This window comes from Agromyces bauzanensis (assembly GCF_014645655.1).
Classification (GTDB): domain Bacteria; phylum Actinomycetota; class Actinomycetes; order Actinomycetales; family Microbacteriaceae; genus Agromyces; species Agromyces bauzanensis.
Window position 1 is genome coordinate 16,189 of sequence record NZ_BMMD01000027.1, and the last position, 14,026, is coordinate 30,214.

Consider the following 14,026-nt stretch of genomic DNA (forward strand, 5'->3'; position numbering starts at 1 on the left):
TACGGTCGCGTCAGCCCCCGAGGGCCGCCCCCAGCCCGTCGAGCAGGCGCTCGACGTCGGCGGCATCCGTGTAGGGAGCAGGTCCCATGCGCAGGCCGCCGCCGTCGCCGAGACCGAGGCGCCGGGATGCCTCGATCGCGTAGAAGCTGCTCGACGGGGCGAGCACCTTGCGCTCGGCGAGCGTCCGGCTCACGTCGGATGCCGCGTGCCCCTCGAAGGTCACGAGCAGCGTGGGAGTGCGCCTCGTCGCGCGCGACCACAAGCTCACGCCCGGAAGCGCCGCGAGCCCCTCCTCGAGCCGGGCGCGCAGGCCCTCCTCGTGCTCGTACAGGGCGGCGTACGATGCCGCGAGTCGCCCGCGGCGGGACTCGGCGGCGCCCGCGGCATCCGGATCCAGGCCCGCGAGCACGTCGACCGCCGCGGTCACGCCCGCGAGCAGTTCGTAGGGGAGCGTGCCGAACTCGAAGCGCTCGGGCACCACGTTCGTCGCGGGCAGGAGCTTGTCGGGCATGATCGTCTCGAGCAGGTCGGGCCGGGCGGCGAGCACGCCGCAGTGCGGCCCGAGGAACTTGTAGGGCGAGCACACGAAGAAGTCGCAACCGAGCCCGGCGACGGAGGGCAGCTCGTGCGCGGCGAAGTGCACGCCGTCGACGAACACGAGTGCGCCGACCCCGTGGGCGGCTGCCGCGATCGCGGGCACGTCGGGCATGGTGCCGATGAGGTTCGACGCAGCGGTCACGGCGACCACGCGCGTGCGCTCCGAGAGCACGGCGGTGACGGCATCCGTCGGCAGCTCGCCCGTCTCGGGGTCGAAATCGGCCCACCTCACCGTGGCGCCCACCCGCTCGGCCGCCTGCACCCACGGACGCACGTTCGCGTCGTGATCGAGCCGCGTGACGACCACCTCATCGCCCGCCTCCCAGTCGCGGGAGAGGTGCCGCGAGAAGTCGTACACGAGCTGCGTGGCGCTGCGGCCGTGCACGATGCCGCGCGGGTGCGCGTCGAGGAGGTCGGCCATCGCGAGCCGGAACCCGTGCACGGCGGCTTCGGCGCGCTCCTCGGACTCGCCGATGGTGCCCCGGTTCGACAGGGGACCGGTGAGCACGGATGCCACGGCGTCGCCCACGGCCCGCGGCGTCTGCGTTCCGCCGGGGCCGTCGAAGTGCGCCCATCCGCTCTCCAGCGAGGGGAACAGCGAGCGGATGCGGGCGGTGTCGTAGGCCATGACGACGAGCCTATGTCGCGCCGCACGGCGGGCGTGCGGCTAGCATGCGGTCATGGGCGAGGTGGGCGCCGAGGCATCCCGAACCGACGCGACGGCGGCCGGTCAGGCACCGCGACGGCTCTCGTTCACGACCATGCTCGACGGCTTCTTCTTCGTGTTCGCGGGCATCGCCTCGGTGTGGCTCGCGTGGCTCGTGCTCACGCAGTCGTTCGAGTTCGGCTGGTTCGGCATCGCGTTCTTCGTGGCGTTCTGGCTCGTGCTCGCCTACCTCGTGCTGCCGCGGCTGCACCGCATCCTCGCCGCGATCTACGTGCCCGAGTACTTCATCGGCCGAGCGCGCACGAGCGACGGCCTGCTCGGCGACCCGGTGAACCTGGCGTTCGACGGGAGCGAGGCATCCGTGCACGCCGCCATGCGCGCCGCCGGCTGGACGCGCGCCGACGACATCACGCTCGCATCGGGCTGGCGCATCGTGACCTCGACCGTCACGCGCCGCAGTTACGACGAGGCACCGGTGAGCCCGCTGTTCCTGTTCCACCGCCAGCAGGGCTTCGCCTACCAGCAGGAGGTCGAGGGCAATCCCGCGCGGCGCCACCACGTGCGGTTCTGGCGGACCCCCGACTGGTGGCTGCTGCCCGGGGGACGGCGCGTCGAATGGCTCGCGGCGGGGACGTTCGACCGCAGCGTCGGCTTCTCGCTGTTCACGCTGCAGGTCACCCACAAGATCGACGCCGACATCGACGTCGAGCGCGACCACATCGTCGCGACCGTGCTCGGTGCCAACCCCGTGGCGGGCGTCGAGGTGCTGCACGACTTCTCCACCGGCTACCACTCGCGCAACGGCGGCGGCGACACGATCCGCACCGACGGGGACCTGCCGGTCGTCGACGTCGGCGAAGTGCCGGTGGTCGCGATCGAGGCAGCGCCGTGAGCGCCGCCGACCCCGAACGCCGACACGTGTCGGTCGAGAAGCGTCCGGCGTTCGAGTCGCCGGCGGTGCTCGCGACACCCGTGACGCCGCCGGTGTCGATGCCCCGCCCCGCGGCGACCGCGTTCGGAGCCCTGCTCGTGTGCGGACGCGTCGCGGCCGGCATCGCCGGGCTCGTCGCCCTCGGTCTCGCATGGGACGACATCGTGCGAACCGAGCTGGAGATCGAGCTCGAAGGTCGCGACAGCCAGGCCGCATCCGACCTGGTGCTCACCGTCGTGATCGTCGCGGGCGGCGTCGTGCTCGCCGTCGAGCTGCTGCTCGCCCTGTTCATCTGGCGGGGCAGCAACCGGGCTCGCGTCACCGTCATGTCCTTCTCGACGATCAGCATCGTGGTCGCGTGGATCGACTCGGTGACCGGCTCGACCGAGATCACGCTGCGCACGACCTTCGTCACGCTCGCGCTCGACATCCTCGTGCTGCTCGCGCTCTCGAGTCGGAATGCGCGTGCCTACGCCCGGCGGCCGCGGCAGCGGTCCATCCTGCACCGTCGGTGGGCGGGAGACCCGGCGCTCCGGCGCCGCCACCGCCCTCGCACGTCGCACGCCGAGTGATCGAGTCGCCACGAGCACAGAATCCGGTCCCTGCGCGGGGGAGGGGATCGTGGGCTCTACGCACCGAGGAGCGTGTTCACCGCCTCCGCCGAGAATTCCCGCTCAACCACGAGCGTGGTGAGGCCGACCACACCGGCGCGTTGACCGAGGTTGGACTGACTGATCGCCAGATGCCGCGTTGCCCGCGGGAGAGAACGCGGATAGAGGGTCTCCCGCAGGCCCGTCAGCAGCGGGGCCGAGGCGAGGGTGCCACCGATGACGACCTCGCTGGGGTTGAGGACGGAGACAACGGTGGCCAGAACCTCACCCAGGACGCGACCGGCATCCCGCGTGAGACGCGCTGCGTCGGCGTCACCGGCTGCGAGGAGGGCGCCGACGTCCGAGCCGGACGCCGCAGGCGTTCCCAACTCGCTGAGCGAACGCGCCACGGCACCGCCCGATGCGACGGCGGCGAGGCATCCGTATGACCCGCACTGGCACAGACGGTCGTCGTACCCGACGAGCTTGATGTGCCCGATGTCTCCTGCGCCGCCATCGGTGCCGGCGTACACGCGCCCATCGATGACGATGCCAGAGCCGATGCCCGACGAGACCTTGATGAAGCAGAGGGATCTGGAGTCGGGGTGGGCGGAGCGCTGCTCGCCGAGTGCCGCCGCATCGGCGTCGTTCATGACCAGCACGGGCACCTCGAGAAGGTCGTGGAGGTGCTCGACGATCGGATACGCGTCCCAGCCGGGCATGATCGGCGGCTGACTCGGACGGCCGGTGTCGGGGTCGACGGGGCCCGGCACGCTGATGCCCATTCCGCTGATCCGATCGCGCGCGACGCCGACGCGCTCCAGGAGCGCACGTGCGCGGTCGCCGATCGCATCGAGCGTCAGCCCGGGGCCGTCGGCGATGACCACGTCGAGCCGCTCCTCGTCATGGATTCGCCCGGCGAGGTCGGTCAGGGCAACCGTCGTGTGCGTCGTATCGACCGCCGCCGCGAGAACGAACGCGTGCTCCGTGTTGAACTGGAGGAGGCGCGCAGGGCGGCCGCCCGACACGCGATTGGTGCCGTTCTCGACGATCAGGCCGGCGTCGAGCAGTGCATCGATCCTCGTGGCGACCGTCATCCGGGAAAGACCCGTGATGTCGAGCACCTCACCGCGTGTCACGGCTCGGCCGGCGCGGATCAACTCCAGCACGTCGCCGGGTCCAGGCATGTCGACCTCCAAGTCGGGCTACCGCCTATTATGCTTGACAATTAGACATTACCTACCCAATCATTAGACGTATCTGGCGCGCGGTTTGACGCGAAGAGCCACACCGGTAAGTCCGAGCGCAAGGAGGCGCCTCATGAAGCTCCGTGCCACAGCGATCGCGATATCGGCAATGCTGAGTGCTGCGGCACTTGCCATGACCGGTTGCACGAGCGCCCAAGAGACCGATGACGGAGGCGGGGAGGGCATCACCTTCTGGGTGCAGGAGGACCTGCCCGACCGTGTCGCCGCCACGCAGGAGATCGTCGACGCGTTCACGGCGGATGCCGGCATCGGGGTCGAGCTCGTTTCGGTCGCCGAAGACCAGTTCAGCCAGCTCATCACCGCAGCGGCGGCTGCCGGCGACCTGCCCGACGTCATCGGCGGTATCTCCCTGCCGCAGGTGCGGACGCTTTCGGCGAATGAACTCATCGACACGGCGGCCGTCGGTGAGGTGGTGGACGCGCTCGATCGCTCGACGTTCTCGGAGAAGGCGCTCGAGCTCACGGCCGACGGAGATACCCAACTGGCGGTACCGAGCGAGTCGTGGACGCAGATGCTCTACTATCGCACGGACCTGTTCGAGGCGGCCGGGCTCGAAGTCCCCGACTCGTACGAGGCGATCCTCGAAGCGGCACGCACGCTCGATACTGACGAGATGGCCGGTTTCGTCGGCGCAACGGCGCCTGGCGATGCCTTCACAGAGCAGACATTCGAGCACCTCGCCCTGGGCAACGACTGCCAGCTCGTGAACGACGACGGCGAGATCGAACTCGATTCCGACGCGTGCGTCGCGGCGTTCGAGTTCTACGGCGATCTCGTCACGAACTACTCGGTGCCGGGTGCGCAGGACGTCGACACGACACGTGCGACCTACTTCGCCGGTGACGCCGCGATGTTCATCTGGTCGAGCTTCGTCCTCGACGAGCTCGCAGGACTCCGAAACGATGCCATGCCCTCGTGCCCCGAGTGCGTGGCGGACTCGGGGTTCCTCGCGGCCAACACCGGCGTCGTGACCGCAATCGAGGGTCCGGACGCGAGTGGCCCGGCCCAGTTCGGTGAGATCACCTCCTGGACCATGACGGATGGAGGGAACGTCGAGAGCTCGCGGGCGTTCATCGAATACATGATGAGCGACGGGTACGAGCCGTGGATCGCGATCGCGCCAGAGGGCAAGGTGCCCGTTCGCACCGGCACCGAGGAGGAACCGACGCTGTACTCGGACCTGTGGGCCACGCTGCCCGCGGGTGTCGACACCAAGGCGCCGCTCTCGGACTTCTACGCTGCCGACGTGCTCGAGGTCGTGGCGGCGGGTCCCGAGGATCTTGCTCGTTGGGGCATCTCCCAGGGCCAGGGGAACCTGCTCGGAGCACTCCAGGGCGAGCATCCGGTCGCGGATGCGGTCAGCGAGGTCGCCCAGGGAGAGGACCCGGCGACGGCCGCGCAGGATTCCGCTGAGGCGGTGCGCTCGATAGCGGCGTCACTCGAGTGACGCAACTGACCGGGGGGCCGGGGATCGCGGGTCCGGGTCCCGCGGCCCCGGCCGGCGGTACGCCCCCCGGCTCGCGAGTTCGAGGCTCCTCCTTCCGCAGGAAGGAGGAGAACCGCACCGGTCTCGCGTTGATTTCGCCGACCGTCATCATCGTCGTCGCCGCCGTCGTGTTGCCGATCATCTGGGCGATCGCGTTGGCGTTCCAGCGGGTTCGCCTCATCAATATCCGGGGCACCGGCTTCATCGGCGAGTACACGCTCGCCAATTTCGCGAATGTCCTCACCTCGCCCGGATTCCTCGGTGCGCTGTTCACGACGCTGATCTACTCCGTGGTGGGCACCGCGCTCGCGATCGGCATCGGCCTGATCGCCGCCCTCGCCCTCCGCAAGCCCTTCCCCGGGCGAGGTCTCATCCGTGCCTCACTGCTGCTGCCCTACGTCGCACCCGTCGTGGCGGCCACGTTCGTCTGGTCGACCATGCTCAACCCCCAGTTCGGCGTCGTCAACTGGTTCGGTACGATGGTGCTGGGATGGGAAGACCCGGTCGCCTTCCTGTCCGATCGTGCGCTCCCGGTGTCGATATTCGGGTGGCAGGTCGAGCTGCCGATCGCGCTGATCACCGTCATCCTGTTCGAGGGTTGGAGGTCTTTCCCGTTCGCCTTCCTCTTCCTCACCGCCCGGCTCCAAGCCGTTCCCGAGGTGCTCGACGAGGCCGCTCGCATCGACGGCGCGACTCCTTCGCAGCGTTTCCGTCACATCCTGTTGCCGCAGCTGCTCCCCACGATCGCGGTGCTGACGGTGCTGAGATTCATCTGGACGTTCAACAACTTCGATGACATATACCTCCTGACCGGTGGGGGGGCCGGCACCGAAGTGGTGTCCGTTCGCGTCTTCGACTACCTCACCGCACGTGGCGACATCGGAGCTGCGGCGGCACAGGCGCTGCTCCTTGCGGTGATCCTCGCCATGCTCGTCGGCGTGTATCTCAAGCTGTTCGGCCGGGAAGAGGAGCAGGCATGACCACGTCGACGCTCGAAACCCCGCGTTCGGAATCGTCCAGCGCGCGGGGGTTCAACCGAGATCACTTCGAGAATGCGCTGCTCAAGGTCCTACGGCCGTTGGTCATCGCGTTGCTGTTTCTGGCCGCGGTGTTCCCCTTCTACTACATGGTGCTCCTCAGCTTCCGATCCCTCGAGTCCCTGCTGCAGAACCCCGGATCGTTGTGGATCTCCGTCGACGAATTCGACCCGTCGACGTATCTCGACGTGCTCGCCCCCGTCTCCGACGGCGGGCAGGGGTTCGCGACGTTCATGCGGAATTCATTGGTCGTGGCTCTCGGCACCGTCGTGCTCTCGCTGCTCGTCGCGATTCCCGGCGCCTACGCGGTGAGTCGGCTCGCGTTCCTCGGGCGCCGCCAGGTCTCGGGGCTCTTCCTTGCGGTGTACTTCTTCCCCAGCATCCTGCTGGCCGTTCCGCTCTTCGTGTTCTTCACTCAGGTCGGGCTGCGGGGCTCGCTCGTCGGGCTCCTCATCGTGTACGTGTCGCAGGTCGTGGCCGTGTCGATCTACACCCTCCGCAATTACTTCGCCACCGTACCGGTGTCGCTCGAGGAGGCCGCCGCGATCGACGGATGCAGCAGGCTGCAGATCATGCGGAGGATCAGCCTGCCCCTCGCCATGCCGGCGATCATCTCGAACGGGCTGTTCATCTTCATGATCGCGTGGAACGAGTTCCTCTTCGCGTTGCTGTTCCTCGTCGAACGGCGTGACTCCTGGACGGTCTCGCTCGGGCTGTCACAGCTCTCGGGCAGCATCGAGGTGCCGACGACCGTGCTGATGGCCGGTTCGGTCATCCTCACCCTCCCGATCATCCTGCTGTTCTTCGCCTCGGAGCGCTTGCTCGTCGGCGGTCTGACCGCCGGCGCCGAAAAAGGCTGACGAACGGCCGATGATCTCCCGTTCCGAAAGGAGTGCGCTTCCTCGTGCCCCATATCGTGCAATTCAGCGGCCCGCGACGGGTCGAACTCGTCGAGACGGATGCCGCGCCGCTCACGCCCGGCCATGTCCGGGTCGCCACGTGGTACTCCGGGATCTCGGCCGGCACCGAGCTCACGGCCTACCGAGGCACGAACCCGTACCTCACGTCGAGCTGGGATGCCGAGCGCCGGATCTTCGTTGCCGGTGAGCCGAGTTTCGGCTATCCGGTGCAGGGCTGGGGCTACTCGGAGGTCGGCCAGGTCGTCGAGGTCGCCCACGATGTCGCCTCCCCGGAGCCCGGCGACCTGGTGCACGGCATCTGGGGACACCGCAGCGACGCGGTCCTGCCCGCTTCGGCGTTGACGTGGCGTGTGCTGCCCGATGGGCTCGATCCCGTCCTCGGCACGTTCGCGCGCGTGGGATCGATCGCCCTCAACGCCGTGCTCGCGGCCGACGTGCGGTTGGGCGAGCAGGTCGCGATCTTCGGGCAGGGGGTCATCGGCCTGCTCGCGTCGCGGTTGGCCAAGCTGTCCGGCGCACGCGTGCTCGCGATCGACTCGCAGCCCGCAAGGCTCCGCGCCGCGGCCGAATTCAGGGCCGACGAGGTGATCGACGCGACGCTCCCCGATACGGCAGAGCGCATCCGCGAACTGACCGGCGGCGGCGGCGACAGTGCGATCGAGCTCTCGGGTGTCGACAGCGCGCTGCACGAAGCGGTGCGGTCCGTGGTGGTCGAAGGACTCGTCGCCGCATGCGGCTTCTACCGGGGAGGCGCGGCGAACCTCCGTCTCGGTGAGGAGTTCCACCACAACCGCGTGCGCATCGTCGCAAGCCAGATCGGCGGCGTTCCGGTCGAGCTCGGGCGTCGATGGCTCGCCCCGTTCGCGGTCGGGTCGCGATCGGACCTCGCTCGGCGGCGCCCGGACTGGCTGACGGGTCCCGCCGGATACAACTGGGGCGACGAGTTGCTTGGGCTGGACCTCACGCACCCGGGGGTCAGGGACTACCTTGCCGAGGTCTTCACCGGCCTGCGCGAGCTCGGCATCGAGTACGTGAGGCTCGACTTCCTCTACGCCGGAGCGGTGCCGGGGACACGGCATGACCCCGAGATCGGCCCGATCGCCGCGTATCGTTCGGGCCTCTGCCTGATCCGTGAGGTCATGGGCGATGACGCCTACCTCCTGGGCTGCGGTGCGCCGATCCTGCCGAGCGTCGGGCTGGTCGACGCGATGCGTGTCTCGTCGGACATCTTCCACGAGGGCGGCGAAGACGGGTCCCAGGGACTTCGGGGGCGGATGTCGCTCGAGGCGCGATCCTGGCAGCACGGGAGATTCTGGACCGACGACCCGGACTGCCTCATCGCACGACCCGGATTCGCACTGCGGGACGAGTGGGCGGAGGTGGTGCTCGCTGCGCCCGGATTGCGCGGCTTCTCGGATCGAATCGCGGAACTCGACGAGCACGGATTCGACTACGTGCGACGACTGCTGGACCTGGAGGTCGCATGACCGATTTCGATGCGATGGCGCTCCGAGCGCGACTGGCGCCGCTCGTCGAACAGCTCTACCCCGACCAGGCCGACGAGGTGCTCGGCCGCCTCGTGAGCCTGGCCGGCGAATGGGCGCCCGCGCTGCACTCGCTGGAGCACGAGCGTCCCGACGAGGGCACGGCATACCTCATCACCTATGGCGATGCATTCCGCCGGCCGGGTGAGGCCCCGCTGCACACGCTGGCATCAGTGCTACGCGAGCATGTCCGCGATGCCGTCACCGATGTGCACCTGCTGCCCATCTACCCCTGGACCTCCGACGACGGCTTCGGCGTGACCGACCATCGGCGGGTGAACCCGGAGCTCGGTACGTGGGGGGACGTCGCCGAGCTGCGAGCCGATAATGCCCTCGCGCTCGACTTCGTTGCCAACCATCTCTCGAGCTCGAGCGAGTGGTTCCAATCGTGGCTCTCTCGCGATCCTCGTTACGAGGGGTACTTCCTGGAGCCGGACGCCGGCTTCGACACTTCGAAGGTCGTGCGGCCCCGCACGACGCCGCTCGTGCACGAATACCGACGGCCCGACGGCACCATCGCGAGGGCATGGACGACCTTCGGCTCCGACCAGGTCGACGTCGACCCGAGCACGCCGGCCGTGCTCCTCGACCTCACGGACATCCTCCTCGGGTATCTCGCGCACGGCGCGACGACCGTTCGACTCGATGCCATCGGCTTCCTGTGGAAGCAGTCGGGCACCAGCTGCATCCACCTCCCGCAGACGCACACGATCATCCGCATCTGGCGTGTGCTCGTCGATGCGCTCGCCCCGGGCACGCTTCTCCTCACGGAGACAAACGTGCCCCACGCCGACAACATCACGTACTTCGGGAACGGATCGGACGAGGCCAACCTCGTGTACCAGTTCGCGCTGCCACCGCTGGTGCTCCACGCCTTCGTCACGGGGAGGGCGACTGCGCTCGCCTCCTGGGCCCGGGGGGTCGGCCCGGTGGGTCCTCGGGCAACGTGGTTCAACTTCCTTGCGAGCCACGACGGCATCGGCATCCGACCGACGGAGGGTCTGCTGAGCGACGCCGACCGCGCACTCCTCGTGGAGCGCACGCTTGCACGCGGCGGGCGCGTCACCATGGCGAGGGGACCCGACGGGTCGGAGGGGGTGTACGAGCTCAACACGAACTACTTGGACGCACTCGTCGACCCGGCCGATCCCGACCCCGATGCCTCCGCCGTCACGCGCGGCCTCGCGGCGCACGTCATCCTGCTCTCGATGGTCGGCGTGCCGGCGATCTACTATCACGCGTTCTTCGGTTCCGGTCAGGACCGGGCTGGAATGGAGACGAGCGAGATGGCTCGCCGCATCAACCGGGAGGTCCTCGACGCGGATCGGCTCATCTCCGAGTTGGCGTCGTCGGCGCGCCGCCGGGGAATGCTCGAGGGGCTTCGCCATCTGCTCACGACGCGCCGAACCCTGCCGGGGTTCTCACCGTTCGCCGACCAGTCGGTCGAGCAGCTCGACGAGCGCGTGCTCGTCATCCGGCGTGCCGGGGGAACCGCCGACCAGGTGGTCGCCGCCGTCAACGTCAGTTCGGAGGTCGTGCACCTTCCGGCGCTCAATGGGGAGGACGTGATCACGGGGACACGCCACGATGACGGCCTTCTTCTCGAGCCGCATGGCTACGCCTGGTTGGTGGCACGTTGACCCGGTGCTCCGGCGCGCGAGGCGCCGCCCCTGACCGGCGCGGCAGGCGTGGTCAGGCCGAGCGCACCCAGTCGAGCGCCTGCGCGTCCCAGACCGAGCCGGCGTACACGAGCCGGCGGTAGTCCTGCGTCGCGCAGCATGCGCGCGGCCTGCTGCGCGCTAGGCGTGTTCGGCCGGCACCAGTGCCCAGGTGCCCATGGGCCCGGCGGGCAGGTCGGGGAGCGGGGCCAGCCAGTCGGCGGATGTCGCGTCACCTGGGTCAACGACACGTGCCGATCGCGTCCGAGGCGCCGTACGGCGGCGCGAAGGGTTCGGGGTTCGGGGTTCGGCAAGGACATGTCGATGGAGCCGCTGCTCGACTACTCGGTCACACGCCGCCTCATGATCCGGCACGCGGCGCCGCCCGAGACCACGGGGTTCCGTCCGGCGTGAGCCGCGAGGCCGCCGACGCCGTGCGGCGACGGTCCGTCCCGGCTCCGACGCGCCGCAGCGGCATCCGTTTAGGCTGGCATTGACGGATGGCGACCCGCGAGGGAGGACGTTCATGCTGGACTACGACCCCTACGATGTCCTGCAGCGAGCACGGCCGGTGGCTTCGTTCAGCGTGACGAGTGCCGACTTCGAGCATGGCGAACCGCTGCCACGGGGTCAGTGGGCGGCGTTCGCCGGCGGCGCCGATCGCTCGCCCCAGGTGTCGTGGTCGGGATTCCCGCCGGGCACCCGCAGCTTCGTCGTGACCTGTCTCGACGCCGATGCGCCGTCGGCCTCCGGGTGGTGGCACTGGGCGGTCGCCAACATCCCGGCGACGGTCACGAGCTTGGACGCGAACGCCGGCGCCGAGGGCGGCGCAGGGCTTCCGGAGGGTGCGCTCATGCTGCGGAACGAGGACGGCGAGAAGGCGTTCAGCGGCGTCGGTCCGCCGCGGGGCACGGGCGTGCACCGCTACATGTTCGTGGTGCACGCGCTCGACGTGCCGAGCTTCGACCTCGATCCGGATGCCTCACCCGCGAGCCTCGGTACCCGCTGCTTCTTCCACGCCCTCGGGCGGGGCATCCTCGTGGGCACCGCGACGCGAGACTGACGGGACGCCGCGACGCGGCGACGCAGCGCACGCCGGCGGTGGCAGCGACGACCGAGCGCGGCGAGATCCCGGTGCCGCCCAGCGCGAGCGTGCGGCTGGCCGGTCCCGGCGTGCAGCTCGTGCTCATCGCGGGCGAGGGTACGCCGCCATGCTCTCGGCGGCAGTGGCCGATCGCATCCTGGCTGGTGGCGAGACGCCGTTCCCGCACGCATATACGGGCAACCGGAGCGCGATCGCGCTCTACGAACGACTCGGCTTCGTGCTCCGCACACCCGTCGGGATCCTCGTCCTCGATCCGGCGCGAGGTCGGCGGCCGCGCCTACTCCTCGTCGGGTGCCGGCGAGATCGCGGCGCCCAGCCGGATGCGGGTGCCGAACGGGTCGGTGATGAGCGACGTGCGCTCGCCCCACGGCTGATCGAGCGGCTCCTCCTCCACCGTCGCGCCGGCGTCGACGAGCGCCGCCGTCACGCGGTCGACGTCGTCGACGTAGAACCAGAGCAGCACGTTGCCCGGCGGGCGGGGTGCCTCGGTGAGCCCGATGCCGAGCGACGAGGTGCCGACCGCGAGCGACACGTAGTCTGGGTCTCCGTCGAGCGGGAATCGATACGAGACGGCACCGCCGAGCGCGTCCCGGTAGAACGCCAGCGCCGCAGGCATGTCGTCGACCTCGAGGATCGGAAACGCTGACTCGATCATGGCCCCTCCTCGAAGGGAGGCTACGCCGCCAGCCCGGATGCCGCTACGGTGGCACTCGTGAGCGAGCAGATCTCCTTCAGCGTGGCCGACGGGGTCGGCCACGTCACGCTCGACCGTCCGAAGGCGCTCAACGCACTCAGCTACGAGATGATCCGCGAGCTCACGCGGGTCTTCGAACTCTGGCGCGACGACACGGAAGTGGCGCTCGTCGTGCTCGACGGAGCCGGCGAACGCGGGTTCTCGGCCGGTGGCGACATCCGTGAGCTCTACGAGTACGCCGTGAACGGAAACGCGAGCGAGGCGCGCGAGTTCTTCCGCTCGGAGTACCGGCTCGACGCCATGATCGCGCGCTACCCGAAGCCCGTCGTGGCGGTCATGGACGGTATCACCATGGGCGGCGGCGTCGGCCTCGCCGGCCACGCAGCGATCCGCGTCGTCACCGAGCGCTCGCGCGTCGCCATGCCCGAGACCCGCATCGGGTTCACGCCCGACGTCGGGGGCTCCTGGCTCCTCGCGAGGGCGCCGGGCGAGCTCGGCGTGCACCTCGCGCTGAACTCGCGCACCATGGATGCCGCCGACGCCCTGCACGCGGGCTTCGCCGAATCGTTCGTGCCGTCGGAACGCGTGCCGCACCTGCTCGAGGCCCTCGCCGAGCGCGCCGACCCGGGCAGCCCGGCTGAGATCGTTATGCTCTTCGACGAGACGCCCGGCCCGTCGGCACTCGCCCTCGCGCGCGACTGGGTCGACGCCTGCTACTCGGCGCCGACCGTGGGTGAGATCGTCGCCCGCCTGCACGCCTTCGCCGAAGGACGGACGACGGTGCCGGCACCAAGCGGCTCGTCGGCCGCCTTGCCGGCGCAACCGCTCGACCCGGCCGCACGGGCCTACGCGGCGGCTGCGGCGGACGAGCTCGAGACCCTCTCGCCCACCGCGCTCACAGTGACGCTCGAGTCGGTGCGCCGCGCCCGCACGCTGCCGAACCTCGAGGCCGCGCTCGAGCAGGAGTTCCGGCTCGTCTCGTGGTTCATCGAGCAGCACGACCTGCGCGAGGGCATCCGTGCGCAGGTCATCGACAAGGACCGCGCTCCGAAATGGAACCCGTCGACGCTCGAAGGCGTCGATCCCGGGCTCGCGGCGCGCGTCCTGGACACGCAGGTGCACGAGCCGGTCTGGCCCTCCGCGGGTTGAGGAGCGAGCGCAGCGAGCGTCTCGAAACCCGCACCACGAGAGCGCCCGCTCGCGTTCCGCAAGCCCTTCGCGTGCCCCGAGGCATCCGCTCGGCTTTTCGATAGCGTTGGGGCGTGAAGACCCATCACGTGCGCGTCCACCGCAGCGACGAGAATCTCGCCCGCGACGGCCAGCTGGCCTGGCAGATCGCGGGCGTCGCGACCGACCCGGTCGAGGTCGACGACGTCGTCGTCGAGATGGTCGTCAACCGCGTGATCGACAACGCGGCGGTCGCCGCGGCCGCGCTCGCGCGCAAGCCGGTGGTGTCGGCGCGCAGCCAGGCGCTCGCACATCCGGTCTCGATCGGCGGCGACGGCGCCACGGTGTTCGGAGCGGATGCC

General features: G+C 69.6%; 12 protein-coding genes and 2 pseudogenes. 11 read left to right on the top strand and 3 right to left on the bottom strand.

Features of this window, described 5'->3' with window-relative positions; all coding sequences use genetic code 11:
• Positions 1-10: 10 nt before the first annotated feature.
• Positions 11-1,225, bottom strand: coding sequence for a cysteine desulfurase-like protein (locus IEX31_RS16770; RefSeq protein ID WP_188744545.1), 1,215 nt, complete (start codon positions 1,223-1,225; stop codon positions 11-13).
• 52 nt (positions 1,226-1,277) lie between these two features.
• Here IEX31_RS16770 and IEX31_RS16775 point away from each other — a divergent pair, with 52 nt between their 5' ends.
• Entirely contained in the window at positions 1,278-2,156 is an 879-nt protein-coding gene (locus IEX31_RS16775) for an LssY C-terminal domain-containing protein (RefSeq protein ID WP_188744546.1), read from the top strand.
• Entirely contained in the window at positions 2,153-2,767 is a 615-nt protein-coding gene (locus tag IEX31_RS16780; protein ID WP_188744547.1) for a hypothetical protein, read from the top strand. The genes IEX31_RS16775 and IEX31_RS16780 overlap by 4 nt, the downstream gene beginning before the upstream one ends.
• Before the next feature lie 56 nt (positions 2,768-2,823).
• On the opposite strand, the gene IEX31_RS16785 is transcribed toward IEX31_RS16780, so the two are convergent.
• The gene (locus IEX31_RS16785; protein WP_188744548.1) at positions 2,824-3,972 is read right to left on the bottom strand and encodes an ROK family transcriptional regulator; all 1,149 of its coding nucleotides are present in this window, start codon (positions 3,970-3,972) and stop codon (positions 2,824-2,826) included.
• 133 nt (positions 3,973-4,105) lie between these two features.
• On the opposite strand from IEX31_RS16785, the gene IEX31_RS16790 reads away from it, so the two are divergent.
• From IEX31_RS16790 to IEX31_RS19680, 7 genes and pseudogenes are all read left to right on the top strand, one after another.
• Complete coding sequence (locus tag IEX31_RS16790; protein WP_188744549.1) at positions 4,106-5,500, top strand: ABC transporter substrate-binding protein; 1,395 nt, start codon at positions 4,106-4,108, stop codon at positions 5,498-5,500.
• Between the two features lie 128 nt (positions 5,501-5,628).
• Positions 5,629-6,519: a carbohydrate ABC transporter permease gene (locus IEX31_RS16795; RefSeq protein ID WP_229662449.1), complete on the top strand. Its 891-nt coding sequence runs from the start codon at positions 5,629-5,631 to the stop codon at positions 6,517-6,519.
• Positions 6,516-7,436 carry a carbohydrate ABC transporter permease gene (locus IEX31_RS16800; protein WP_188744550.1) on the top strand — a complete coding sequence of 307 codons (921 nt, stop codon included), beginning with the start codon at positions 6,516-6,518 and terminating at the stop codon, positions 7,434-7,436. Before IEX31_RS16795 ends, IEX31_RS16800 begins: the two co-directional genes overlap by 4 nt.
• Positions 7,437-7,480: 44 nt before the next feature.
• Positions 7,481-8,983, top strand: coding sequence for a zinc-binding dehydrogenase (locus tag IEX31_RS16805; RefSeq protein WP_188744551.1), 1,503 nt, complete (start codon positions 7,481-7,483; stop codon positions 8,981-8,983).
• Positions 8,980-10,680 (top strand): alpha-amylase family glycosyl hydrolase, encoded by a 1,701-nt coding sequence (locus tag IEX31_RS16810; RefSeq protein ID WP_188744552.1) that lies wholly within the window; start codon positions 8,980-8,982, stop codon positions 10,678-10,680. The genes IEX31_RS16805 and IEX31_RS16810 overlap by 4 nt, the downstream gene beginning before the upstream one ends.
• Before the next feature lie 544 nt (positions 10,681-11,224).
• Complete coding sequence (locus tag IEX31_RS16820) at positions 11,225-11,761, top strand: YbhB/YbcL family Raf kinase inhibitor-like protein (protein ID WP_188744553.1); 537 nt, start codon at positions 11,225-11,227, stop codon at positions 11,759-11,761.
• Positions 11,676-12,017 (top strand): annotated as a pseudogene (locus IEX31_RS19680) (GNAT family N-acetyltransferase); the annotation flags it as partial. The gene IEX31_RS16820 and the pseudogene IEX31_RS19680, both read left to right, overlap by 86 nt.
• A gap of 63 nt (positions 12,018-12,080) precedes the next feature.
• Here the strand turns inward: IEX31_RS19680 and IEX31_RS16830 are convergent.
• On the bottom strand, positions 12,081-12,458 hold the full coding sequence (locus tag IEX31_RS16830; protein WP_188744554.1) for a VOC family protein: 378 nt from the start codon (positions 12,456-12,458) through the stop codon (positions 12,081-12,083).
• Between the two features lie 57 nt (positions 12,459-12,515).
• On the opposite strand from IEX31_RS16830, the gene IEX31_RS16835 reads away from it, so the two are divergent.
• Both IEX31_RS16835 and IEX31_RS16840 read left to right on the top strand, forming a co-directional pair.
• Positions 12,516-13,646, top strand: coding sequence for an enoyl-CoA hydratase/isomerase family protein (locus IEX31_RS16835; RefSeq protein WP_229662450.1), 1,131 nt, complete (start codon positions 12,516-12,518; stop codon positions 13,644-13,646).
• Positions 13,647-13,759: 113 nt separating this feature from the next.
• Positions 13,760-14,026 (top strand): annotated as a pseudogene (locus IEX31_RS16840) (MmgE/PrpD family protein); the annotation flags it as partial.